Annotated in this window: 16 protein-coding genes; 6 read left to right on the plus strand and 10 right to left on the minus strand. The window is 68.1% G+C overall.

Translation table 11 applies throughout. The features are described 5' to 3' along the window. Window positions 1–75: 75 nt before the first annotated feature. A complete protein-coding gene (locus JYG32_RS36380; RefSeq protein WP_213267609.1) occupies window positions 76–4,722 on the minus strand; it encodes a YadA-like family protein in 4,647 nt (1,548 codons plus the stop codon). A gap of 1,480 nt (window positions 4,723–6,202) precedes the next feature. Between JYG32_RS36380 and JYG32_RS36385 the strand changes: the two genes are divergently transcribed. The 4 genes from JYG32_RS36385 (at window position 6,203) to JYG32_RS36400 (ending at window position 11,444) form a co-directional block, all read left to right on the plus strand. Beyond that, the gene (locus JYG32_RS36385) at window positions 6,203–7,027 is read left to right on the plus strand and encodes a response regulator transcription factor (RefSeq protein WP_213267610.1); all 825 of its coding nucleotides are present in this window, start codon (window positions 6,203–6,205) and stop codon (window positions 7,025–7,027) included. After that, window positions 7,020–9,371 carry a sensor histidine kinase gene (locus JYG32_RS36390; protein ID WP_213267611.1) on the plus strand — a complete coding sequence of 784 codons (2,352 nt, stop codon included), beginning with the start codon at window positions 7,020–7,022 and terminating at the stop codon, window positions 9,369–9,371. The genes JYG32_RS36385 and JYG32_RS36390 overlap by 8 nt, the downstream gene beginning before the upstream one ends. Continuing rightward, entirely contained in the window at window positions 9,325–9,762 is a 438-nt protein-coding gene (locus tag JYG32_RS36395) for a hypothetical protein (RefSeq protein ID WP_213268353.1), read from the plus strand. The genes JYG32_RS36390 and JYG32_RS36395 overlap by 47 nt, the downstream gene beginning before the upstream one ends. 161 nt (window positions 9,763–9,923) lie before the next feature. After that, complete coding sequence (locus JYG32_RS36400) at window positions 9,924–11,444, plus strand: sensor domain-containing diguanylate cyclase (RefSeq protein ID WP_213268312.1); 1,521 nt, start codon at window positions 9,924–9,926, stop codon at window positions 11,442–11,444. A gap of 133 nt (window positions 11,445–11,577) precedes the next feature. Here the strand turns inward: JYG32_RS36400 and JYG32_RS36405 are convergent, their stop codons facing one another. The 6 genes from JYG32_RS36405 to xylA all read right to left on the minus strand — a co-directional run bounded on the left by JYG32_RS36405 (window position 11,578) and on the right by xylA (window position 18,705). Further along, complete coding sequence (locus JYG32_RS36405; RefSeq protein ID WP_249744904.1) at window positions 11,578–11,907, minus strand: hypothetical protein; 330 nt, start codon at window positions 11,905–11,907, stop codon at window positions 11,578–11,580. Between the two features lie 35 nt (window positions 11,908–11,942). Then, window positions 11,943–13,148 (minus strand): sugar ABC transporter permease, encoded by a 1,206-nt coding sequence (locus JYG32_RS36410; protein WP_213267612.1) that lies wholly within the window; start codon window positions 13,146–13,148, stop codon window positions 11,943–11,945. Next, window positions 13,145–14,704, minus strand: coding sequence for a D-xylose ABC transporter ATP-binding protein (gene xylG / locus JYG32_RS36415; RefSeq protein ID WP_174378181.1), 1,560 nt, complete (start codon window positions 14,702–14,704; stop codon window positions 13,145–13,147). The genes JYG32_RS36410 and xylG overlap by 4 nt, the downstream gene beginning before the upstream one ends. Window positions 14,705–14,764: 60 nt before the next feature. Next, window positions 14,765–15,793, minus strand: a complete 1,029-nt coding sequence (gene xylF, locus JYG32_RS36420; RefSeq protein WP_174378180.1) for a D-xylose ABC transporter substrate-binding protein — start codon at window positions 15,791–15,793, stop codon at window positions 14,765–14,767. Between the two features lie 85 nt (window positions 15,794–15,878). Then, window positions 15,879–17,378: a xylulokinase gene (xylB, locus tag JYG32_RS36425; protein WP_213267613.1), complete on the minus strand. Its 1,500-nt coding sequence runs from the start codon at window positions 17,376–17,378 to the stop codon at window positions 15,879–15,881. Window positions 17,379–17,382: 4 nt separating this feature from the next. Further along, entirely contained in the window at window positions 17,383–18,705 is a 1,323-nt protein-coding gene (gene xylA / locus JYG32_RS36430; protein ID WP_213267614.1) for a xylose isomerase, read from the minus strand. 273 nt (window positions 18,706–18,978) lie between these two features. Here xylA and JYG32_RS36435 point away from each other — a divergent pair, with 273 nt between their 5' ends. Together JYG32_RS36435 and JYG32_RS36440 are read left to right on the plus strand one after the other, a co-directional pair. Further along, complete coding sequence (locus tag JYG32_RS36435) at window positions 18,979–20,172, plus strand: XylR family transcriptional regulator (protein WP_213267615.1); 1,194 nt, start codon at window positions 18,979–18,981, stop codon at window positions 20,170–20,172. Window positions 20,173–20,199: 27 nt separating this feature from the next. Continuing rightward, window positions 20,200–21,288: an aldose epimerase family protein gene (locus tag JYG32_RS36440; RefSeq protein ID WP_213267616.1), complete on the plus strand. Its 1,089-nt coding sequence runs from the start codon at window positions 20,200–20,202 to the stop codon at window positions 21,286–21,288. A 104-nt stretch (window positions 21,289–21,392) separates the two neighbouring features. Here JYG32_RS36440 and yjfF read toward each other — a convergent pair whose 3' ends face one another. From yjfF to JYG32_RS36455, 3 genes are read right to left on the minus strand one after another with little or no spacing between them, the layout of a single operon-like run. Further along, window positions 21,393–22,481, minus strand: a complete 1,089-nt coding sequence (gene yjfF / locus JYG32_RS36445) for a galactofuranose ABC transporter, permease protein YjfF (RefSeq protein WP_213267617.1) — start codon at window positions 22,479–22,481, stop codon at window positions 21,393–21,395. Continuing rightward, on the minus strand, window positions 22,478–23,518 hold the full coding sequence (locus tag JYG32_RS36450; RefSeq protein ID WP_213267618.1) for an ABC transporter permease: 1,041 nt from the start codon (window positions 23,516–23,518) through the stop codon (window positions 22,478–22,480). Before JYG32_RS36450 ends, yjfF begins: the two co-directional genes overlap by 4 nt. Then, window positions 23,515–25,029: a sugar ABC transporter ATP-binding protein gene (locus JYG32_RS36455; RefSeq protein WP_213267619.1), complete on the minus strand. Its 1,515-nt coding sequence runs from the start codon at window positions 25,027–25,029 to the stop codon at window positions 23,515–23,517. Before JYG32_RS36455 ends, JYG32_RS36450 begins: the two co-directional genes overlap by 4 nt. Between the last annotated feature and the right edge of the window lie 13 nt (window positions 25,030–25,042).

Genomic DNA, 25,042 nt, shown 5'->3' on the forward strand with positions numbered 1-25,042 from the left:
GCGCAGCCGCATTCGCATGCGTTCCGTGTGGTTCGCTCCGGCAGCGCGTGCCGGAGCGAACCGCTGCGCGCTCGATCACTTCCACTGATACAACATGCCGGCGCCGACGACGCGCTGGCTGCCGGCGAAACCGCCGTTCAACGTCGCCTTCAGGTTCTCCGTGATGCGCGCCTGCATGCCGACCGCCATGGCCTTCTGGCCCTGGAACGTCGCCGTACCGACACCCATCGCGAAGTTCGAATCGCGATCCATGTGCGGGATCGACGCCATCGCGGCCGTTGCGGCGATACCCTCACGCGCCATCGAATCGGTCTGCTGGATCTGCTGCTGCATCTGCGTGAGCTGGTTGTTGACCGTGTTCAGCGACTGCGTGAACTGGTTCGATACGGCATTCAGCTGATTGACGTTCACCGCGTCGGTGCCCTGCGTGCCCGCCGCGACGTTGGCGACCTGCCGCGGCGAATCCGCCGAGCCGACCGCGACCACGTTCGACCGGCCGCCGTCGTTGCTGCCGGCGCCGACTGCAACCGAATTGTTGCCCGACGCGGTCGAGCCGACGCCGATCGCGGTCGAGCCGTTGCCGGACGCCGTCGACGCGTTGCCGACCGCCGTGCTGTTCGAGCCCGATGCCACCGAGCCCGAGCCGCCCGCCGACGAGTTCGGGCCGGCCGTCACCGGCGCCACGTTCGTGCCAGACGGATTGGTCGAATACGAGCCGTTCGCCGTGCGCTGGTCGATCAGCGTCGTCAGCTGATTCGCGACCGAGTCGAGCTGCGACACGTTCACCGCATCCGTGCCGCTCTTCCCTGCGGCGAGACCGGTGATCTGCCGGTTGCCGACGTTCACCTCGCCTGCCGACGATTGCGGGCTGGTCAGGCCGTACGCGATGTAGTTCGTCAGTGCGCCGACCGTCGTCAACGAACCCGCGCCGAGCGCCACGCTGTTCGCGAACGTCGCCGATGCCCCGGCCCCGAGCGCGAGCGCATCGGTCGCCGTGCCGCGCGCGCCGGAACCGAGCGCGACACTGCCCACGCTGACCGCGGCCGCATTGGCGCCCTGCGCGACGGACTGCGCGCCGGTCGCCGTCGCGCCGCTGCCGAGCGCGATCGCGTCGGCTTGCGCGGAATGCGCGGCCTGCCCGATTGCAACGCCGCCAGGAGCGGTCTGGTCGACGATCGCGCCGTTGCCGATGCCCACGCCGTTATCGCCGTTGACGACCGTCGTCGGCCCCACCGCGACCGATTCCGCGCCGACCGCGAGCGAATCCGCCGCAGTCGAATTCGCGTGGAAGTACTTCTGGGGCGTGACCGCGAACGACTGCAACGCGCCGGTCAGCTGCCGCACCGTCACCGCGTCATGTTGCCCCGTGCCGTCCGCGACATTGGTGATCTGGCGATAGGTCTTGCCGGTCGCATCGCCGACCGACACCGCGCCGAGCAGCGTCTGGTCGGTCGTATCGAACGGAATCGACGCGCTGCCGTTGCGCATGATCCCGGATGACGGCACGGTCGGGCGATCGGCCACCGAACCCGAGCCGAGCGCGATGCCGCCGTCCACCCGCGAGATCGCATTCGGCCCGATCGCCACGCTGTCGACGCCGAGCGCCTGGCTGTCCGGTGCGGTCGAGTTCGCGTGGAAATACTTGATGCCGTTCGCGTTGATGTTGTCGATCGCCGAACCGACGTTGTTGTTGACCGTCGTCGAACCGTCGCTGTTGTACGTCACGTAGGACGGCGCCGAGATCGTGCCGGTCGTCGGGTTGTAGGTCGCGCCGCCGCCGAGCGCACCGGCCGTGCTGTTGCCGAGATTGCTGTTGTTCGACGCGATCGAGCTGAGGCCGGTCGACAACGAACCGATGCCCGTCGACGTCGCGGTGGACAGCGATGTCAGGTTGCTGTTGGTGCTGGACAGGCCGGTCGACAGCGAGCTCACGCCCGTCGACAGCGAACTGAGCCCGGTCGACGTCGAGCTAGACAGCGACGTGATCGTGCTGTTCGTCGAGCTCAATCCGGTCGACAACGAGCTGATGCCCGTCGACGTCGAGGTCGACAGCGACGTCACCGTGCTGTTCGTCGAACTCAGGCCGGTGGACAGCGAGCTGATGCCCGTGGACGTCGACGTCGACAGCGACGTCACCGTGCTGTTCGTCGAACTCAGGCCGGTGGACAGCGAGCTGATGCCCGTCGATGTCGAGGTCGACAGCGACGTGACCGTGCTGTTCGTCGAGCTCAGGCCGGTGGACAGCGAGCTGATGCCCGTCGATGTCGAGGTCGACAGCGACGTGACCGTGCTGTTCGTCGAGCTCAGGCCGGTCGACAACGAGCTGATGCCCGTCGACGTCGACGTCGACAACGACGTGATCGAACTATTGGCCGACGACAGGCCGGTGGACGTGGACGTCGACAGCGAAGTCACGGAGCTGTTGGTCGAACTCAGACCGGTCGACAGCGAGCTGATCCCCGTCGACGTCGACGTCGACAGCGACGCGATCGAACTATTGGCCGACGACAGGCCGGTGGACGTGGACGTCGACAGCGAAGTCACGGAGCTGTTGGTCGAACTCAGACCAGTCGACAGCGAGCTGATGCCCGTCGACGTCGACGTCGACAGCGACGTGATCGCGCTATTGGCCGACGACAGGCCGGTGGACGTGGACGTCGACAGCGAAGTCACGGAACTGTTGGTCGAACTCAGACCAGTCGACAACGACGTGATCGCGCTATTGGCCGACGACAGGCCGGTGGACGTGGACGTCGACAACGATGTCACGGAGCTGTTGGTCGAACTCAGACCGGTCGACAGCGAGCTGATCCCCGTCGACGTCGACGTCGACAGCGACGTGATCGAACTATTGGCCGACGACAGGCCGGTCGACGTGGACGTCGACAACGATGTCACGGAACTGTTGGTCGAGCTGAGGCCGGTCGACAACGAGCTGATCCCCGTCGAAGTCGACGTCGACAACGACGTGATGCTCGACAACGTCGACGTCGACAGCGAAGTCACCGCCTGGTTCGTCGCATCGAGCTGCGAGCCGTTGATCGCGTCCGTGCTCGACGAACTGATCCGCCCCGCGGCGACGTTGGTGATCTGGCGCTCGCGGCCTGCCGCGCCGACGCTGACCACGCTGGTCGGGTTGACGCCGTTGAACGTATACGTGACGCCGCCGATGGTGCCGGTCGCGGTCGGATTCGGCGCGGCCGTCACCGACCCGGAGCCGAGCGCGACGTCGTTCGTATTGTTCGCCACCGCCGACGCGCCGAACGCCACCGCGCCCGCTGCCGCCGCGGTCGACGTATTGCCGAGCGCGATCGAGCCGGTGCCCTGCGCATTGTTCGTGTTGCCGATCGCCACCGCGCCGTCGCCGTTCGCGGTGTTGTTCGAACCGGCCGTCACCGCGCCGGTGCCGATCGCGGTGCTCGGATCGCCGATTGCCACCGCGCCGTTGCCGCTGACGGTCTGGCCAAACCCGAGCGCCACCGCACCGATGCCGCCCAGCACCTTCGAGCCGTACCCGCCGGCAATCGAGCCCGCGCCTGCCGCGGCGGCAACCGAGTTGCTGTCGCCCAGCGCCACGGTGGAACCCGCCGCCGCGACACTGTTGATGCCGATCGCCGTCGCATTGACGGCCGACGCCGTCGCGCCGGGGCCCAGCGCCGTCGCCGATATGCCGGTTGCGAGCGCGAGATTGCCGAGCGCCACGCCGAACTGCTGCGTCGCGCTCGACTGAACGCCCATCGCGACCGAACTGAGGCCCGACGCATTGGCGCTCAAGCCGAACGCAATCGCATTGTCGGCGCCGGCCGTCGTTTTCGAACCCATCGCGATCGAACTGGTGCCGAGCGACTGCGTGCCCGATCCGGGCACGCCTGCAATGCCGCCCCAGCCGATCGCGATCGACGTACCGCCCTTCGCGCCGCTGTTGACGCCCATCGCCACGGCGGAATTTCCGGAAGCCAGCGCGCCGCTGCCCACCGCAACGCCGGCCGCGCCCGAACTCGTCGACTGGTTGCCGAGCGCGACCGAGCCCGTATTGGTTGCATTCGACGCATAGCCGAGCGAGACGCTTTGAGCCCCCACCGCGCTCGCCCCGAGACCGAGCGCGGCCGCATACTGGCCGGACGCCAGCGCATTGTTGCCGAGCCCGACCGCCGACACGCCGGTCGCGGCTGCACCGCTGCCCATCGCCACCGAGCCGCTTTGGGTCGCGCTCGACAGATTGCCGATGGCAACCGAGTAAGCGCCGCTGCCGATCGCCTGCACGCCGAGCGCCGCGCTGTTCACGCCGGTCGCCTGCGAGTTGATGCCGACGGCCGTCGAACCGTCGGCCATCGCGTGCGCGCCCGGGCCCAGCGCGGTCGAGGAAACGCCCGCTGCCGTCGACAGGTTGCCCAGCGCCGTGGCGTTCACCTGGGTGGCAATCGACCCGACGCCGATCGATATCGAACTCACGCCCCCGGTTGCGGAACCGCCGTCCTGAGAATATTGCGCATGGACGCTCGTCTGAAACAACCCGAGAAACACGGACGCCATCAGCATGGCCAGCCGCCGCGGCGAAACGGTCGAAGGCATGCCCGCGTGGGTCGCGGCCCCTCCGTTCACGGCCTGCTCCGGTGCCCGGCTCGACGACGCAACGCGCTTGCCGCGCGCACGGTCAAGCTCCGAAGCCGCAACCCAGGCCCCCAATGCTTCGTTCCAGATCGACTTGAACGACTTGTTCATCTTGTCTTCCCTCGGTTCTCATGTGTGCTGGATGACGCAACAACGAACGCGACGGCAGGCGAACACGCATTCCTCCGCGTTCCCGCTCGCCTCGCGACGCTCCGCTATTTCACTTTGGATACCTAACTACGCCAACGAACATCACTGCGCGACACTCGCGATATCAATCGCGATCACGCGACCGCACGCCGCGCCCGTGCCTGTCCGACACGATGCGCCACGCCGATCGCCCTGTTATCGAATCATGGAAGTCGGCCTCGCCGACCCGGCGGCAGCACGATGCGCGACGCACCGCGAATCCGCGCGTGCGTGCGCCGTCGCACCCAACCAGGGGCGACTTCGAATCTCATGGGAAGGCGTCGAAACGACGCCGGATGGGACGGATGCCGGCCCGCACCGCGGGCGGCCCGTCATGTTTCATTCAGGAGGAGGATGACGCCGTGGAGTCCCCGGGTCTGAAGCATGCGCCGCCGGATCGCTGACGCTGACGGCCGACCCCGGTTCGATCGAACCGGTGCCCTGACCTGCCATGCTTGTCGTGCTCATATTTTTCGTGCCCGCCTGATTCGATGGAGCACTGCGCGCGACCGCCCCCGGATGGATCAAACTGCCGGCTGCCAACGCGAAGTCACTCACCCTTTTTCGTTCGGCGGCCACACGAACTTTCCGGATTTCCGGAAAAATCCGCTGGTCCGCCGAACAACCCCTTCACCCAATTAATCGATCGAATTTCTTTGACGATTTTTTCTTGCATGGGCATTACACCCGAACAACCTTCAGAATCCTCCAGCCCATCTTATATATCAACACATGCGGGAGGATCGTGAAGTTTGCATTACCCTCGTGCCTGCAATTATCTTGTTGCCACACTCCCGGACATTGAGAATTACATTAGCCAATGTCACATTTTAATATCGGATGCCAGGGAGGTCGCAGCGGCAAAAACCAGACGGAATCCGTCCGTGTCAAAAGAACCGATTCCAGCCGCTTCCGGCCTAGTTTGCAGGCATTCTCACCGGCAAACCTTTTCCGGAGCGGAAAAAATCTTTTCCAGAGCGGACGGCATTCACATTCATACGCACCGGCACGAGCGCCGATTTCAATTCGAAATATTTTTCGACCGGCCGTCGATTAAATCTTAATCGCCCGAGCGATGAATTGACACATTCACCTCCCTCGCGACACGTCAGCTGTTCGACACAAAATGCCTGCACTCATCGTTCGGGCCAATTTGTTTATCTGCCAATTGAAACGGAAATAACGACCGGAATTTAATGCGCCATTCGGCATGTTTTTCCGCTATTTTTCTTTCGAACCGCCTACCGCGGCCGCGACGCGGCGGCCCCGATCGAACATGCCCCCACCGGCCGCACGGAATCCCCACAATCGGCGCTGCCGTCGGCATATAATTTTTCGCAACAATCGCGCGCACAGCGATGCTTTCCGTCCGACAGGCCCACCTCCCAACGCGTCCGCAACCATGTCATCCCGCTCGTCCAGTCCGGCGTCGCTTCGCTCCACGCCGGATCTCGCTGACGCACATATTCTTGTCGTCGACGATCGCCCGAACGACCTGCGGCTCCTGACCGAGATCCTGCGTGCCGCGCGGTGCCGGATCAGCGTCGCGTTCGACGGCCTGCAGGCCTATCACCGTGCACAGGCGATCTCTCCCGACCTGATCCTGATGGACGTGCGCATGCCGCGCATGGACGGGTTCGCCGCGTGCCGGCTGCTGGCGTCGACGCCGTCGACACAGTCCATCCCGGTCATCATCCTGACGGCCGCGGGCGATCTTGAGGACCGCATCGCGGGGCTCGAAACCGGCGCGATCGACTACATCGTCAAACCGTTCGAACCAGCCGAAGTGATTGTGCGGATCCGCAATCACCTGAAGCGCGCGCGGCGCAGCCAGCCGTTTGCGCACCTGCCCGAACTGCCCGACAACCCCGATACGGCGCTCGTGCGCGCGGCGACCGACGTACTCTTGCGCGACCTGCGCCATCCGCCCGCGCTCGAGGATCTCGCCAAACAGGTCGGCACGCACGAAAAACGCCTGTCCCGCGTGTTCCGCGACCATCTCGGCCAGACCGTGTTCGAGTATCTGCGTGACACGCGCCTGCGCGCCGCGATGCACTTTCTCGCGGAGACGTCGATGGGGATCGGCGACATCGCCGAGGAAATCGGCTTTTCCACGCCCGGCAATTTCGCGACGGCGTTCCGCGAGCGCTTCGGCATCACGCCGTCCGACTGGCGGCGCCAGCGCCACGCGGTCCATGTGCGACCGGAGCACCATCACGATGCCTAGACGATACGCGGCATGGGCAGCCGGATGTCGCGCGTTGCTGCTGCTCCTGATGGCGATGGCCGTCACCTGCGCGACGGCCCGGGCCGCGTCGGCGCCCAACCCCGCGCAGCTGGAAGCCGTAGCGGTATTCGAGGACGCCAGCACGACGATGACCGTCGATCGGGTCGCCGCCCGGCTTGCCGATCCGTCCCGCGGCGTTGCCACCGCAACTCGTCCATCGTTCAACGTCACATTCTCGCGGTCGGCATGGTGGGTCCGCGCGACGCTGACCAATCGCGACAGCACGGCGCGCCCGCTGGTACTGGTGATTCGCGACGCGCGCATCGACCGGGCCGACTTCTATATCGGCCAGAACGGCATGTGGGCACTCGCCAGCCGCTTCCCCGCTGCCGACGGCAACGGCGACGCGAACCGGCTGCGTTCGCGGTATCCGGCACTCGACGTCACGCTGCGCGCCGGCGAAAGCGTACCCGTGCTGATCCGCGTCACGTCCCGCAAGGAAATGCGGCTCGCGCCGGCCGCGTTCGTCCGCGAAGCATGGAATGCACAAGAATTGCACGCCGCGATGTGGGATTTCGGTTTCTTCGGCGGGCTCCTCGCGCTCGTGTGGTGCGCGTTGCTGATCGGGTTCTTTTCGCGCAGCCGCGTGTTCCATGTGCTGGCCGCGATGGGCTTGAGCACGGCGCTGTTCGAAGCGGGGTCCCGCGGTTATACGGCGTTGTATCTGTGGCCCGGCGCGCGCGAGTGGTCCGCGCGCAGCGACGTGATCTTCGCGTACCTGGCGGTCTCGCTCTTCATCGTGTTCATCCTGCTGGTCGCGCATCGCGAGAAGGCGCGGCTCCCGCTGCGCGCCGTCTACGTGACGATCCTCGGCCTCGAATGCGCGGGGATGGCCGGCGCCGCGTTCGGCGACCTGCTGACCTTCGCGTGGTTCTGCCTGCGGCTGAACGCCGTGCTGTCGGTCGTGAACATCGGCATCGCGCTGACGCTCGCGATCCGCCGGACGCCGACGGGCCGCGTGATGCTGATCGCGGTCACGTTCGCCAGCTTCACCATCCTGCTGCGCACGCTCGACGGCCTGGACGCGCTGCCGCCGATGCTGTCCTGGCTGAAGTCCGACATCACGCCCAACCCGGTCATCGCGATCATCGGGCTCGCCACGCACCTGCTGGTGCTGGCCGCGTGGATCCACCACGTGGGCCGCCAACGCACCGACGCAAGAAAACGGCTCGAGCATTTCCAGCTCACCGAACAGGATCGCCTGCGCGACGAAGTCGCGAGACGCACGGTCGCGCTCAACGACGCGCTGCAGCAGGTGACGACGCACATGCAGCAGAAGGTCGAGACGCTCGGCTATGTCAGCCACGACCTGCGCGCGCCGCTGTCCACGATCAACGGCTACGCGAAGCTGCTGCTGCAAACCGCGACGCGCAGCCAGGCGCGGCTGATCCGGTCGATCGACCGGAGCATCCGCTACCAGCTCGCGCTGATCGACGAACTGCTCGCGTTCACGAAGGCCGAGCTGCAGCCGCTCGGCGTGTCGCCGGACACGACCGACCTGCCCGGCCTGCTCGACGACATCGGCCACTACGCGATCGCACTGTGCGCGCAGCAGGACAACCGGTTCGTCTACCGGCCGGCCACGCCGCTGCCGCGCACGGTGTCGATCGACGGGATGCGGTTGCAGCAGGTGCTGCTCAACCTGTTGTCCAACGCATCGAAATTCACGCGCGACGGCACGGTCACGCTGTCGGTTCACGCGTCGCGCGAAGCCGATACGTGGCGGCTGCTGTTCGAGGTCGCCGATACGGGCATCGGCATCGACATCAGCGGGACCCGCGACATCTTCCGTGCGTACCAGCAGGTGCAGGCCGTCAACGGCGGAACGGGGCTCGGCCTGTTCATCGCGCAGCGCATCGTCGGCGCGATGGGTGGCGAGCTGGCCGTCGCCAGCCGGCCGGGCGTCGGCACGTCGTTCTCGTTCCCGATCGTCGCGCCGGCCGTCGGACACGCGCTCGTGCCGGTGCCGGAACTCGTCCGCCGGTTTCATCCGGCCGACGAGACCGAACCGGAGACCGCTGCGCCCGTGCTGCACGGTCCGCCCGACGATGCGCTCGACGCGCTGATCCTGCTCGCCGGCGAGGGCCGGTTCACCGATATCGAGGAATGGCTCGGCCAGTATGCGGACGAGCCGGAGCATGCGGTCTTCGTACAGGACGTGCGCGAGCACCTCGATGCACTGGACCTGCACGCGATCGAGAAGATGGCCGGTTCGCTGAAACGCTCGCGTATCGCTGATGCGTCGTTCGACGCCGAGACGGACGCGGCCGGGCCAGCCCGATAGCGGGGGGACGTGCCGGCTCCTCATCCAGCCGGGCGCCTCGTTCAACCGCCGTTCAACGCCGCTGGCAATCGGCCCGCTCGACGACCCGGGCGCCGCGAATGATGTCGGCCAGCCCGCATTCGCCGGAATCCGGGCGCGGGCGGCCGTGCCCGTCGGCGACGCGCACCGCAATCGCCAGCGCTTCCGGGCAAACGGCTGGTGCGTTGATCCCCTCGGACGCCGCCGGCTCGATCTTTCCGGCACGGGGCCGGTCGGCTGGTCGAACGATGTACCGGTCGTGACGCCCTATCCCGATTGCGTGCTCGTGATGCCGTCGCTGCGGCAATTGCGGCCCGGTGTCACCGTCGTACGGCTCAGTCGGCTCGTCGACAAATCCGGCCCGCCCGCCTGACGTATCGGCTTCGACGGAATCGGCGGGGGCCGCACACGTTTGCGGCCACGCTCCGCCGATTCGCGTCGCATGCGAGCCTCGATTTCCTCGCCGACCTGCCGTTAACCCGGATTTCAGCGCAGTCTGATTCATCGCACCGGGCTTCCCCTACGAGCGCGAACATGTCCGCATCCACTTCCATCGAGAAAATCGCCGACTGGGCGGGACGAAACCATCTGGTCGTCGGCGCGCTGGGCACACTGATGTCGCTCGCGGCGCTGAGCATCAGCGCGATGACGCTCTGGGCCACGAGAAGCGAAGCCGTCGAGCATGCGCACGAGACCTCGCGCAACGTCGCCGCCGTGCTGGTCAGCGAGATCGCGCGAACCGTCGAAACGTCCAACAACGCACTGATCGCGCTCGCATCCGATCTCGGCAAGCCGGCGGTCCGGCGCATGGACGCCGGGCTGCGGCACGATCTGCTGTTCCAGCGTGCGGCCGCGCAATACCTGACCGGCATGGGCGTGACGGACCAGTATGGCCGGCTGATCGACGGGTGTTGCGGCCCGTCTCACCATTGGGACTTCAGCGATCGCGACTACTTCAAGGTCCATCGCGACACGGCGAATCTCGGCCTTTATGTGTCCGAGGCCTATCGCGCGCGCTCGCGCGGCGGCACGAAGTCCATCGCGCTCTCCCGCCGCATCGAACGGCCGGACCATGCGTTCAATGGCATCGCGGTGGTCGCCATCGACCTGGCCTATTTCGATCAGCTGCTTGCCCGATTGAACGTCGGGCCGAACGGCATCAGCGCGATCCTGCGCGCGGACGGCACCATCCTCGCCAGAAATCCGCCGCTGAGCGACCGCCAGATGGTCCGCCTGAGCCGATCGAAGGTCTTCGATCGCATGCTGAACCAGGACTCGGGCTTCTATGCCGCGTACTCGCGCATCGACGGAACCTTGCGGCTGTATACGTTCCAGCGGGTGCCGGGCACACCGCTGATTGCCGTCGTCGCCCCTGCCGAGCACGACGTGCTGGCCGGCTTCACGCGCATGTCATGGTCGGTCGGCGTGTCGGCATCGCTCATCTGCGCGCTCTTCTGCGCCGTCGTCTGGCTGCTCGCGTTCGCGTTGCGGGACAATCTTCGCAAGCAGACATTGCTGACCGACCTCACCCGCACCGATCCGCTCACGGGCCTGCACAACCGCCGCGCGCTCGACGTCGCGCTGGCCGACGAATGGGAGCGAGTCCAGCGCAGCAACGACGGCAGCCTGTCCGTGCTGTTCATCGATGCCGACCACTTCAAGCAGTACAACGACAGATACGGACATGCACAGGGCGACACGGCGCTCAGATTCCTGGCCGAATGCATCCGTGCTCACACGCGGCGGCGCGGTGATCTCGCCGCGCGTTACGGCGGCGAAGAGTTCGTCGCGGTACTGCCGGACACGGACGAAAGCGGCGCCGCGAAGGTCGCGGAGGCGATTCGCCGGGAAGTGGAACGCAACCGGCTCGCAGAATTCGCCGAGACGGTTCCGGCTTTCACGGTCAGCATCGGGTACGCGACCGGACATCGCGCACGCCCGGCGTCCGTCGACGCGCTCACGCATCAAGCAGATCTTGCGTTGTATGCGGCGAAACGCCAGGGTAGAAACCGCGTGTGCCGCGGGGACGCGGAACCTGTCCCGCATCCGGTTTGACGATGGCTCGCCGGCTCCGGCGATCCGGGGAACGCGCTGAATAGCGCGTTCTCAACTATTCCGCGCATGCGGACCGGCGCGAGCAACCGAACCACACGGCACGCAGACGGCGCCCCGTCGCGCCTCTCGTGCGTCAGCGCGCCGCGACAGGCTCAGCTTCGCGCGTGGCGTCGCCGTATCGCTCCGCCCGCTCGACGATACGCGCCAGCCGAATGATGTCGGTCAGCGCGAAATCGCTCGCGTCGGGCCTCGGCTGGTTGCGCTCGTCCGCCATGCGCATCGCGAACGCGAGCGCTTCGGAGCGCTCGCGCAGCAGCGAGCGCAGCGCATCCGCGATGACGCGGCGGTCGCGCGGATCGCCCAGGCCGAGCGCCGGCCCGTGGTCGTGTTCGACGTCCGGCTTCGCGAGCGGCGCGGCCGCCAGCGCGGAAATACCGGGCATGGGAACCGGGTTCAGTTTCATGGTTTCCTCTCGTTGACCGGCGGCCGGGCGCCGCCTCACCGCCGGTTCGACCGCGACACCACGTCGATCCACACCGCCAGCACCAGCACCGCGCCCTTGACGATCATCTGCCAGTACGCGTCGACGTCCAGCATCGACATGCCGTTGTCGAGGCTCGCCATCACGAGCGCGCCGATCAGCGCGCCGTAGACGGTGCCCGACCCGCCGCGCATCGACGTGCCGCCGATGAAGCACGCGGCGATCGCGTCGAGTTCGCCCATCGTGCCCGCGGACGGCGAGCCGGCCGCGAGCCGCGCGGTGTTCACGATGCCGGCGAACGCGCACATCAGCCCCATCAGCGCGAAGATCGCGAGCTTCACGCGATCGGTATCGACGCCCGACAGCCGCGTCGCCTCGAGATTCGAGCCGACCGCGTAGATGCGGCGGCCGAACACGGTCTGCGTCGCGATCCACGAGAAGATGCCGAGCAGCGCGAGCAGCAGCAGCACCGGCACCGGAATGCCGCCGTAGCGGTCGAGCGTCGCGACGAACGCGAACAGCACCGCGCCCGCGCCCGCGATCTTCACGACGTCCTGCCACGGCGGCGCGACCGCGAGCCGGTAGCGGCGCCGCGTACCGCGCTGTCGCACGACCAGCAGCACGACGAGCGCGAACAGCAGCAGCGCGAGGCCGTCCCCCGCCACGCGCGGCAGATAGCCCTGCCCGAGGAACACGAAGCCGTCCGACACGGGCGCGATCGTCGAGCCGCCCGTCACGCCGAGCAGGATCCCGCGAAACGCGAGCATCCCGCCCAGCCCGACGATGAACGACGGCACGCGCCGGTAGGTCGACCACCAGCCGTTGAAGAGCCCGACCAGCACGCCGAGCGCGAGCACGGCCGGCACCGTCGCGGCGAGCGGCCAGTGGCGGTTCACGTCGAGGATCGCCGCGACGCCGCCGAGCAGCCCGAGCAGCGAACCGACCGACAGGTCGATCTCGCCCGCGATGATCACGAACACCATCCCGCACGCGAGCATGCCCGTGATCGACATCTGCCGCAGCAGGTTCGACACGTTGCGCGGCGTGACGAACGCGCCGTCGGTCAGCACCGAGAAGAACGTCCAGATCGCCACGACCGCGAACAGCAGCGCGAGCACCTTGTAGCGCACGAAGATCTGGCGAAGCGGGTGGCCGTATGCGCGGCGCGCGTCGGTGTCCGGTGCCGGTGCGGAAGACGAAGAGGAAGAAAGTTCGGTATTCACGTTGCACTCGCTGCGATAGGTTCGGTCGGACGCCGCGCGGGCTTCAGCGCGGCGCCGAGGATCTGTTCCTGCGTGAGGCCGTCGTTGACGAAATCGCCGCGCAGCTCGCCTTCGCCGATCACCAGCACGCGGTCGGCAAGCCCGAGCACCTCGGGCATTTCCGACGACACGACGATCAGCGCGACGCCGCGCTTCGCGAGCGCGAACACGAGCCGGTAGATCTCGGCCTTCGCGCCCACGTCGACGCCGCGCGTCGGCTCGTCGAGAATCAGCACCTGCGGCTCGGCCAGCAGCATCTTGGCGAGCACGGCCTTCTGCTGGTTGCCGCCGGACAGGCTCGAGATCGGCAAAAACGGGTGCGCGGCGCGCACCGACAGCCGCTGCATCTCGGTGCGGATCGCGTCCAGCTCGGCGGCCGCGTCGATCCGCCCGCGCGTCGCGAAGCGCCGCAGCACCGCCAGCGTGATGTTGTGGCCGACGCCGAGCTGCGGCACGATGCCGTGGCGCTTGCGATCCTCGGGCACCATCGCGATGCCGGCGCGGATCGCGTCGGCCGGCGAGCGGATCGTGAGCGGCCGGCCGTTCATCAGCACGGTCGCCGTGCACGCCCCCGGATACGCGCCGAAGATCGCCTGCATCAGCTCGGTGCGGCCCGCGCCGACCAGCCCCGCGACGCCGAGGATCTCGCCGCGCCGCACGCTGAACGACACGTCGTCGACCCGCTTGCGGCGCGTGTTCGTCACGTCGCGGCAGGTCACGTGGCGCGCTTCCAGCACGACGTCGCCGATCTCGTGCGGCTCGCGCGGATACAGGTCGCGGATCTCGCGGCCGACCATCATCGCGATGATCCGGTCGGTCGTCAGCGCACGCATCGGCTCGGTCGCGACATGGCGGCCGTCGCGGATCACGGTCACGGTGTCGCACACGGCCTCGACCTCGTCGAGCTTGTGCGAGATGTACACGCACGCGACGCCGCGGCGCTTCAGGTCGCGCACGATGTCGAGCAGGATGCGCGTTTCCGACGCGCTCAGCGACGACGAAGGCTCGTCGAGGATCAGCAGCTTCGCGCGCTTGTTCAGCGCCTTCGCGATCTCGATCAACTGCTGGTGGCCGCCGCCGTAGTTCATCACCGGCTGCGCGACGTTGATCGAGTCGATCCGCAACTCGTGCAGCAGTTCCTCGGCGCGCCGGACCATCGCCGCGTAGTGCATGCGCCCGCCCGGCAGCGTGATCTCGTTGCCGAGGAATATGTTCTCGGCCACCGACAGTTCGGGCACGAGCATCAATTCCTGGTGGATGATCACGATGCCCGCGCGCTCGGTGTCGCGCACGCCGGACGCGACGAGCGGCGCGCCTTCCCAGCGGATCTCGCCGTCCCACGTGCCGTGTGGATAGACGCCCGACAGCACCTTCATCAGCGTCGATTTGCCCGCGCCGTTCTCGCCGCACAGCCCCACGCACTCGCCCGGCCGCACCATCAGGTCGATGCCGTCGAGCGCCTTCACGCCGTTGAAATCCTTGACGATGCCGCGCATCGTCAGCAAGGGTTCGGTCATTCGCTCATGCCTCGCAGTATGCGCGCGGACGCACCGGAAGGCCGTCCGCGCGCCGCGCCGTTACTGGCTCGCCAGCTGCGCCTGGGTATAGAAGCCGTCCTTCACGACGATGTCGACGTTGCGCCTGGTCAACAGCGTCGGCTGCAGCAGCACCGTGTCGACCTTCTTCTTGCCGTTGTCGTATTGCGCGTTGAAGGCGGGCTTCGCGCCCTTCGCGAGATCCACCGCAAGCTTCGCCGCTTCGCTCGCGATCAGCTTGAGCGGCTTGTAGACGGTCATCGTCTGCGTGCCGGCGATCACGCGCTTGACCGCCGCGAGGTCCGCATCCTGCCCGGATACCGGCACCTTGCCGGCCAGATGCTGCGCGGCGAGCGCCTGGATCGCGCCGCCCGCGGTGCCGTCGTTCGACGCGACGATCGCGTCGATCCGGTTGTTGTTCGCGGTCAGCGCATCCTCGACGATCCGCAGCGCGGTCGACGCGCTCCACTCGGGCACCCACTGCTGGCCGACGACCTTGATGTCGCCGCGATCGATCGCCGGCTTCAGCACCTTCAGTTGTCCTTCGCGCAGCATCTTCGCATTGTTGTCGGTCGGCGCGCCGCCGAGCAGGAAATAGTTGCCCTTCGGCTTCGCATCGTAGACGCCCTGCGCCTGCAGCTCGCCCACCTTCTGGTTGTCGAACGAGATATACGCATCGACGTCGGCGTCGAGGATCAGCCGGTCGTACGACACCACCTTGATGCCCGCCTTGCGCGCTTCGGCGACGACGTTGCCGAGCGTCTTCGAATTGAACGGCACGATCACGATCACGTCCACGCCGCGCGAGATCAGGTTCTCGATCTGCGAGATCTGCCGCGCCTCGCTCGCGTCCGCGGACTGCACGGACACTTTCGCGCCGAGTTGCGTGGCGGCGGCCACGAAATAGTCGCGGTCGCGCGACCAGCGCTCGACGCGCAGGTCGTCGATGCAGAAGCCGATCTCCGGCTTGTCCTTGCTCGCATGCGCGAGCGGCGCGCCAAGCGCGAGGGCCGCCAACGCAGCGGCGCCTGCCAGCGCACTCAATACGGTACGACGCGTTACGGATTGCATGTCTCCACTCCTCTCTTTATTGGACAACCCCACGAACGCCGGGCGGCCGCCGAAGCACGCCGCCCGTCGTCCTGCCAGTACACGGCTACGCGTCATGCGCGGCATGACCCGCGCCAGCCGCAAACACCGGTTCGAGCGCGCGATACAGCGCGCGAAACGTCGGCCGCCGCGCGTCGCGATACCACGCGTGGCGCGCCATGTCGGGCTCGCGCACGGCCACCACCGGCAGCTGCGGGCACACCGCGTCGAGCGGCGCATCCGGTTCGAGCGCGAGATGCGCGAGCCGCGCGGCGCCGAGCGCCGGGCCGACTTCGCCACCCGCACGCAATGTCAGCGCGCGACCGCTGAGATCCGCGAGCATCTGTGTCCAGTACGCGCTGCGCGAGCCGCCGCCGATGACCGTGATGCCGTCGGGCGCGAGCCCGGCCGCATGGAGCGCGTCGATCCCGTCGAGCAGCGCGAAGCCGACGCCTTCGAGCGTCGCGTTCGCGAGATCGGCGCGCTGCGTGTCGGGCGTCAGCCCGTAAAACACGCCCTTCGCGTTCACGTCGTTGTGCGGCGTGCGCTCGCCGCTCAGATAAGGCAGGAACCACGGGCGATCCGCGCGCGCGTTCGTCTCGGCGTCGGCGAGCAGCGCGGCAACGCCGTCGTAGCCGGCCAGTTGCGCGGTGAAATCGACGCAGCCGGCCGCATTCAGCATCACCGACATCAGGTGCCAGGTGCGCGGTAACGCATGACAGAAGCTGTGGACCGCCGATTCCGGATTCGCGCGAAAACCGTCCGACACCGCGAAATAAACGCCCGACGTGCCGAGCGACAGCAGCGCATCGCCGGGCCGCACGATGCCGACGCCGACCGCACCGGCCGCGTTGTCGCCACCACCCGCGACGACCGGGATCTCGCGCAGCCCCAGCGCGCGCGCGACTGCCGGCAGCAGCGTGCCGGTGATGCGGTTGCCCTCGAACACGGCGGGCACCTGCGCGCGCGACAGCCCGCACGCGGCAAGCAGCGTGTCGTCGTAGTCGCGCTTCTCGACATCGAGCCACAGCGTGCCGGCGGCATCCGACGGATCGGTCGCGAACACGCCGGTCAGCCGGTAGCGCAGATAATCCTTCGGCAACAGCACGTGTGCGATCCGCGCGAACACGTCCGGCTCGTGCCGGCGCACCCACAGCAGCTTCGGCGCGGTGAAGCCCGGCATCGCAAGGTTGCCGGCGACGGCGCGCAGCGCGGGCGCCAGCCGCCCGAGTTCCGCGCACTCGGCATCCGCGCGACCGTCGTTCCACAGGATCGCGGGACGCAGCACGTCGCCGTGCGCATCGAGCAGCGTCGCGCCGTGCATCTGCCCGGTCAGGCCGAGCGCGCCGATGTCATGCGGATCGACGCCGGCCGCGCGCGCATCCGCAACGAGCTCGGCAAGCGCGCCGCATGCCGCGTCCCACCAGTCGCGCGGCGCCTGTTCGGACCAGCGCGGCCGCGGCCGACTCACCGACAGCGGCCGGCTCGCGCTGGCCCGCACCGCACCGTCGCGGTCGAGCAGCACGGCCTTCACGCCCGACGTGCCAAGATCGAGTCCGATGACCATGGTGTCAGCGCAGCCCGTAGATCGCCTGGTTCACGATGTTCTCGAGCCGTTCCTGCGCGCCGCTCGCATGCTGCGGGTTCACGCCGCGCGCGAGCGCGTCGGCGGCGAGCGACTCCAGCGTGTAGCCGCCCGCCAGGATCTCGCGGCCGAAAGCGCTGTCCCACTGCGCGTAGCGCTGCCGGCGCAGCGCGTCGAGCCGGTCGTTCCCGACCAGCACGGCCGCGCGCTCGAGCGCAAGCGCGAGCACGTCGATCGCGCCGACATGGCCGTAGAACAGGTCTTCCGGATCGACGCTCTGGCGCCGCACCTTCGCATCGAAGTTCATGCCGCCGGTGGTAAAACCGCCATGCCGCAGGATCTCGTAGAACGCGAGCGTCAGTTCCTCGACGCTGTTCGGGAACTGGTCGGTGTCCCAGCCGTTCTGCGGATCGCCGCGATTCGCATCGACGCTGCCGAACACGCCGAGCGCGAACGCGTTCGCGATCTCGTGATGGAACGAATGGCCGGCGAGCGTCGCGTGGTTAGCCTCGATATTCACGCGGATTTCGTTCTGCAATCCGTATTGCGTGAGGAAGCCGTGTACGGTCGCAACGTCGTAGTCGTACTGGTGCTTGGTCGGCTCCTGCGGCTTGGGCTCGATCAGCAGCGCCCCTTTGAAGCCGATCCGGTGCTTGTGCTCGACGACCATCGACAGGAAGCGGGCGAACTGCTCGCGCTCGCGCACGAGATCGGTATTGAGCAGCGTCTCGTACCCTTCGCGGCCGCCCCACAGCACGTAGTTCTCGCCGCCGAGCCGATGCGTCGCGTCGAGCGCATGGCGCACCTGGGTGGCGGCCCACGCGAACACGTCGGGGTTCGGGTTGGTCGCCGCGCCCGCCGCGAAGCGCGGATGCGAGAACAGGTTCGCGGTGCCCCACAGCAGCCGGACGCCCGTCGCCTGCTGACGCTCGCCCAGGTAGTCGGTCATCCGCGCGAAGTTCTCGGTGTACTCGTGCAGGCTGTCGCCCTCCGGCGAGACGTCGGTGTCGTGAAACGTGTAGAACGGCGTGCCGAGCTTCGTGAAGAACTCGAATGCCGCATCCGCCTTCTGGCGCGCGCGCTCTAACGGGTCGCCCGGCTGTTGCCATGGCCGCCGGAACGCGCCCTGGCCGAAGATGTCGTGGCCGGGCCACACGAACGTGTGCCAGTAGCAGACCGCGATCCGCAGGTGCTCCTCGAGCGTCTTGCCGAGCACCCGCTTCGTGCGGTCGTAATACCGGTATGCAAGCGGGTTGTCCGATTGCGGACCTTCGTAGCGAATCGCGGGAATATGTTCGAAATACGACATGGCGTCTCCGTCCGGTTTCTTGTTGCGGTGCGGCGTGCATCGCGATGGCGTGCGGGCCGAATTCGATCTGGCTGGATCGTGCCCGCGTGCCCCCGCGCCCGCAATTGCGAAATTGCGCAGCACCCTTAACGTTTCTTGCCAGCGCACTGCGCACGGCACGCGTTCCGTCCTACAATCGCCGGACACCAGGCCAACCTGACAGCCGCGCGGCTCGGCCCGCGCGCCCGGAGACAACGGCGCGACGCCACGTACGGCGCGCGCTTCGAGACCGAGATGAACCGCGCCCGTTCCACCCAGACGCCGCACCGCATCGCGCTGCTGTTCAACGCCAACAAGGTCTACGACCGCGAGATCATCAGCGGCATCGGCCAGTACCTGCGCTCGACGCGCGTGGTCTGGGACCTGTTCCTCGAAGACGACTTCCGCTGCCGGCTCGCCGGCATCGAGCGCTTCGACGGCGACGGCATCATCGCGGACTTCGACGATCCGGCCGTCGCCGATGCACTCGCCGGCTCGCCGCTGCCGATCGTCGCGGTCGGATCGTCGTACGAGGATCCGGCGCAGTATCCGGACGATGTGCCGTATATCGCGACCGACAACGCAAAGCTCGTGTCGCTCGCGTACACGCACCTGATCGGCGCCGGGCTGCCGCACTTCGCGATGTACAGCCTGCCCGTCGCGCAAGAGAACCGCTGGGCGCAGCAGCGCGAACTCGCATTCGACCGGCTCGCGCGCGCGGACGGCGTCGATGCGGCGATCTACCGCGGGCTGTCGACGAGCGCGTCGGGGTGGAACCACGCGATCGAGCAGTTGATCGGCTGGCTGCATGCGCTGCCGAAGCCCGTCGGCGTCATTGCGGTGACCGACGCGCGCGCGCGGCACCTGCTGCAGGCGTGCCTGATCGCGGGCCTCGCGGTGCCGGAACAGGTCGCGATCATCGGCATCGACAACGACCCGCTCACGCGCACGCTCACGCGCATTCCGCTGTCGTCCGTGATCCAGGGCACCGAGGAAATGGGCCGTACCGCCGCGCACCTGCTGCACCGGATGCTGCGCGGCGCGCGTTTTCCGGACCGGCGGATTCTCGTGCCGCCCGTCGGGATCAACGTGCTCGAATCGACCCGCCACCAGCCGCTCGCGAGTCCGTACGTGATGCACGCACGCCACTTCATTCGCCAGTACGCGTGCCAGGGCATCAAGACCGATCAGGTCGCCGACTACGTCGGCGTGTCGCGCTCGCTGCTCGAAGAGCACTTCCGGCGCGAACTGCAGCGCACCGTGCACCAGGAAATCCTGCGCCACAAGCTCGAAGCGGCGCAGGCGCTGCTCGCGGGCCGGCAGGCGTCGAGCGCCGAGGTCGCGATCCGCTGCGGGTTCACGTCGCTCCAGTACATGTACGCGGTGTTCCGGCGCGAGCTGGGCTGCACGCCGCGCGAATACCAGGAACGCGCCGTCGCCGCGCACTGAAGCCCGCCGTTCACATCGAATCCGCCCATGCACATCGATACCGATTCTCCCCGCCTGACACCCGGCGTCGCACGCGTGTCCTCCGAACCGTGGGGCACGCTGCCCGACGGCGACCCGGTGCGGCGCTACACGCTGCGCAACGCGCACGGGATGCGCGTCGTCGTCAGCGACCTCGGCGCGACCGTCGTGTCGTGGCTCGCGCCCGACCGCACCGGACGCTTCGCCGATATCGTGCTCGCGCACGACACGCCCGCCGAGTATGTCGAATCGGGCGCCTACCTCGGCGCGACGATCGGCCGCTGGGCGAACCGGATCGCCGGCGCGCGCTTCACGCTCGACGGTATCGACTACCTGCTCGATCGCAACGAGAACGGCAATCTGCTGCACGGCGGCGCGAGCGGCTTCCACCGCCAGCGCTGGGCAGTCGTCGACGACTGCGGCGGGCTGACGCTGCGGCTCGATTCGCCCGAAGGCGACGCGGGCTTTCCGGGCAACGTGAGCGTGCAGGTTCGCTACGCGCTCGACGACGACGGCACGCTGACGATCGACTACACCGGCGTCACCGACGCGCCCACGCCGCTCAACCTCACGAATCACGGCTACTTCAACCTCAGCGGCCGCGCGGGCAGCGACGTGCGCGGCCATGTGCTGAGCATCGACGCCGACGCGTTCCTCGAAGTCGACGACGCGCTGATCCCGACCGGCACCGCGGACGTGACCGGCACGGCCTTCGATTTTCGGCAGAGCGCGCCGCTCGGCGCGCGCCTCGACTGGCCGCATGCGCAACTTGCAAGGGCGCGCGGCTTCGATCACTGCTTCGTGCTGCGCGACGGCGCATGCGCGGTCAGGCCCGTCGCACGCATCTACGATCCGGAAAGCGGCCGCGAGCTGGTCGTATCGACCGATCAGCGCGGCCTCCAGCTCTATACGGGCAACTATCTGGACGGCGTGCGCGTGAGCGGCGGCACGCATTGCGCGCGACACGCCGCGTTGTGCGTCGAAGCCGGCGGCTTTCCGGATCAGGTCAACATGGCCGACCTGCGCGACGATGTCATCCTGCATCCGGGCGCCGTCTATCGACAGACCACGCTGTACCGGGTAGCCGTTCGCGCGTAACACGTGCGCCGGCCGCCTTCGACAGGCACCGGCGGCAAGCATCGGCCACGCCGCACGCCGCTGCGCGACGGCCCGTCACGGCGCGGTGTGCGTCGTGCGATCCACTACACGCGCCGCATCGGCGATACGAGCGCCGCGTCCTCGCCAGGCTCGGCCGGCCGCGCGTGCGCGGTATCGCGCTTCGGCTGCTGCGCGCCTAGCCCCGTGCCGCCCGTGCGCCGCCGCGTTGCGTGCCGCTCGATGACCCGCTGCAGCACGCAGAACACGCACAGCAGCGCGCCGATCACGATCCGCGTCCACCACGAACTCAACGTGCCGTCGAACGTGATCAACACCTGGATCGTGCCGAGGATGCCGACGCCGAACACCGAACCGATCACGTAGCCCACGCCGCCCGTGAGCAACGTGCCACCGATCACGGTCGCGGCGATCGCGTCGAGCTCCATCCCCTGCGCCTGCAGCCCGTAGCCCGACAGCACGTACAGCGTGAACACCACGCCGCCGAGCGCCGAGCACAGCCCGCTCAGCGCATAGACGCCGATCTTCGTGCGCGCCACCGGCAGCCCCATCAGCAGCGCCGAGCGCTCGTTGCCGCCGATCGCATAGACATTGCGGCCGAAACGCGTGAAATGCGCGACGTAGATCGCGACGGCCAGCGTCGCGAGTGCGATCAGCGCACCCGCGCTCAGCGTGCCGCCGCCGACCGGCACGCTGATGCCCGCGATCGCATGAAAGGTCGGCTCGTTGATCGTGATCGACTGCGTCGTGATCAGGAAGCACGCGCCGCGCGCGAGAAACATCCCCGCCAGCGTGACGATGAACGGCTGCAGCCGGAAGTAATGGATCAGCGCGCCCATCGCGGCGCCGTACAGCGCGCCGAACGCGAGCACGAGCGGCACGATCGCCCAGACGGGCCAGCGCAGCCGCTCGGCGCCGACCGCGCAGAAGATCGTCGTCAGCGCGACGACCGAGCCGACCGACAGGTCGATGCCGCCCGACACGATCACGAACGTCATCCCGATCGCGACGATCAGCAGGAACGCGTTGTCGACAAGCAAGCCGGTGAGCACCTGCATCGAGAAAAAACCCGTGTACATCACGGATCCGAAGCCGAACAGCGCGGCGAACAGCACGATCGTCACGACGATCGGCAGTGTGCGCGGGTCGGCGAGCCGGCCAAGGAATCGGGTCATCGGGGCGTTGCTCCGGAGGTGGCGCGCGAACGCGCAGAGGGCAGCAGCCGCGACGCGTGCCGGACCACAAGCGCACGCGCCGCGTCCGACTGGATCAGCGTCACGACGATCACGACGATCGCCTTGACGACGAGCGTCGCCTCCGGCGGCACGCCGATCGAATAGGTCGTGTAGGTGAGCGTCTGGATGATCAGCGCGCCGAGCACGGAGCCGGCCAGGCTGAAGCGGCCGCCGAGCAGCGACGTGCCGCCGAGCGTCACCGCGAGGATCGCGTCGAGTTCGAGCAGCAGCCCCGCGTTGTTGCCGTCGGCGCTGCGCAAGTTCGAGCTCGCGAGGATGCCGGCGATCGCCGACATCACGCCGGAACACAGATACACGCCGAACACGACCGCGCCCGAGCGCAGCCCGACGAGCCGCGTGGCGACCGGGTTCACGCCGATCGCGCGGATGAACAGCCCGAGCGCCGTGCGGTTCACCAGCAGCGCGACGGCAGCGATCACCGCGACCGCGATCCACACCGAACACGGCACGGTCGCCAGATAGCCGCCGCCGAGCGCGAGGTAGCCGGGCGCGCCGATCGGAATGATCTGGCCGCCCGTCAGCAACTGCGCGACGCCGCGGCCGGCCACCATCAGGATCAGCGTCGCGATGATCGGCTGCATCCCGACGAACGCGACGAGCAGGCCGTTCCATGCGCCCGCCAGCAGTCCGACGCCGAGCGCGGCGGCCAGCGCCATGCCGACCCGAGAAGGGTCTGCATCGAGCACGATCGCCGCGGCCGCGCCGGCGATCGCGACGATCGCGCCGACGGAAATGTCGATCCCGCGCGTCGCGATCACGAGCGTCATCCCGAGCGACACGATCACGAGCGGCGCCGCGCGGTTCAGGATGTCGATCGGCGCGCCGAACAGGTGGCCGTCGAGCAGCGCGATCGACAGGAAGCCCGGACGATGCGCGACGTCGAGCGCGAACAGCAGCGCGAGCGTCAGCACCGGCCACGCAAGCGAATGACGAAACAGCGTGCGCAGCCGCGTCATGACTGGCCTCCCGCGATCAGCCGGTAAACCTGCTCCTCGGACGCGTCGGCACCGGTCAGCTCGGCGACCTTGCGCCGGTCGCGCAGCACCGCGATCCGGTGGCTCACGCGCACGACCTCGCCGATCTCCGACGAGATGAACAGGATCGCGAGCCCGGTCGCGCACAGCGCGAGCACGCGCTCCATGATGTCGAACTTCGCGGCGACGTCGATGCCGCGCGTCGGCTCGTCGAGGATCAGCAGCTTCGGGTCCGTCGCGAGCCAGCGCGCGAGCAGCACCTTCTGCTGGTTGCCGCCCGACAGCAGGCCGATCGGCTGCTCCGCGTCGCGCGCCTTGACGCCGAGCCGCGCGATATACGTGTCGGCGATCTCGCGCTGGCGCGCCCGCCCGATCAGCCGCCACCAGCCGCGCCGCGCCTGCAGCGCGAGGATGATGTTCTCGCGGATCGACAGCGCGGCGACGATGCCCTCCTTCTTGCGGTCCTCCGGGCAATACGCGATCCCGTGCCGGACCGCGTCGTGCGGCGACGCCAGCCGCTTGCGCGTGCCGTCAATCTCGATCGCACCGGTGTCCGGGCGCTCCGCCGCGAACGCGAGCTGCGCCGTTTCGGTGCGCCCCGAGCCGAGCAGCCCGGCCAGCCCGACGATTTCGCCAGGCCGCACGTCGAGATCGAGCGCACCCATCATCCCGCGCCGGCCGACCTGCTGCATCGACAGGAACGGCGCGGCAGTGCCGGCGGTGCGCTCGACCGCGGCGGCACCCGCCTGCAGCGTGTCGGACATCCGTTCGCGGCCGGTCATCTTCGCGACCAGCGCGTCGACCGGCAGGTCGCGCGCCAGGTACTCGCCTTCGCGCTCGCCGTTGCGCATCACGGTGATCCGGTCGGACACCGCATAGGTCTGTTCAAGGAAGTGCGTGACGAACAGGATCGCGATGCCCGACGCCTTCAGCCGGCGCAGCACGTCGAACAGCCGCGCGACCTCGCCGTCGTCGAGGCTCGACGTCGGCTCGTCGAGAATCAGCACGCGCGCATCGACGGAAACGGCGCGCGCGATCGCGACCATCTGCTGCACGGCGATCGGATACGCGTCGAGCGAACGCGTGACGTCGAGCGCAAGGTCGAGTTCGGCCAGCGCCGCGCGTGCCCGCGCATGGATCGCGTTCCAGTCGATCGCGCCGCGCCGCATCGGCTGCCGGCCCGCGAAGATGTTCTCGGCGACCGACAGGTTCGCGCACAGGTTCACTTCCTGGTAAAGCGTCTGGATCCCGGCCGCCTCGGCCTCGCGCGGCGCGGCGAAACGCACGGGCTTGCCGCCGACGCGAATCTCGCCCGCATCGTGCGCATGCACGCCGGTGAGCACGTTGATCAGCGTCGACTTGCCCGCGCCGTTCTGGCCCATCAGCGCATGGATCTCGCCCGGAAACAGCCGGAAGCTCACGCGCTGCAGCGCGCTGACGCCCGGAAACGCCTTGTCGATGCCGATCATCTCGACCACCGGCGGACTCGTCATGAACCCTCCCTCG

This window comes from Burkholderia pyrrocinia (assembly GCF_018417535.1).
Lineage (GTDB): Bacteria > Pseudomonadota > Gammaproteobacteria > Burkholderiales > Burkholderiaceae > Burkholderia > Burkholderia pyrrocinia_E.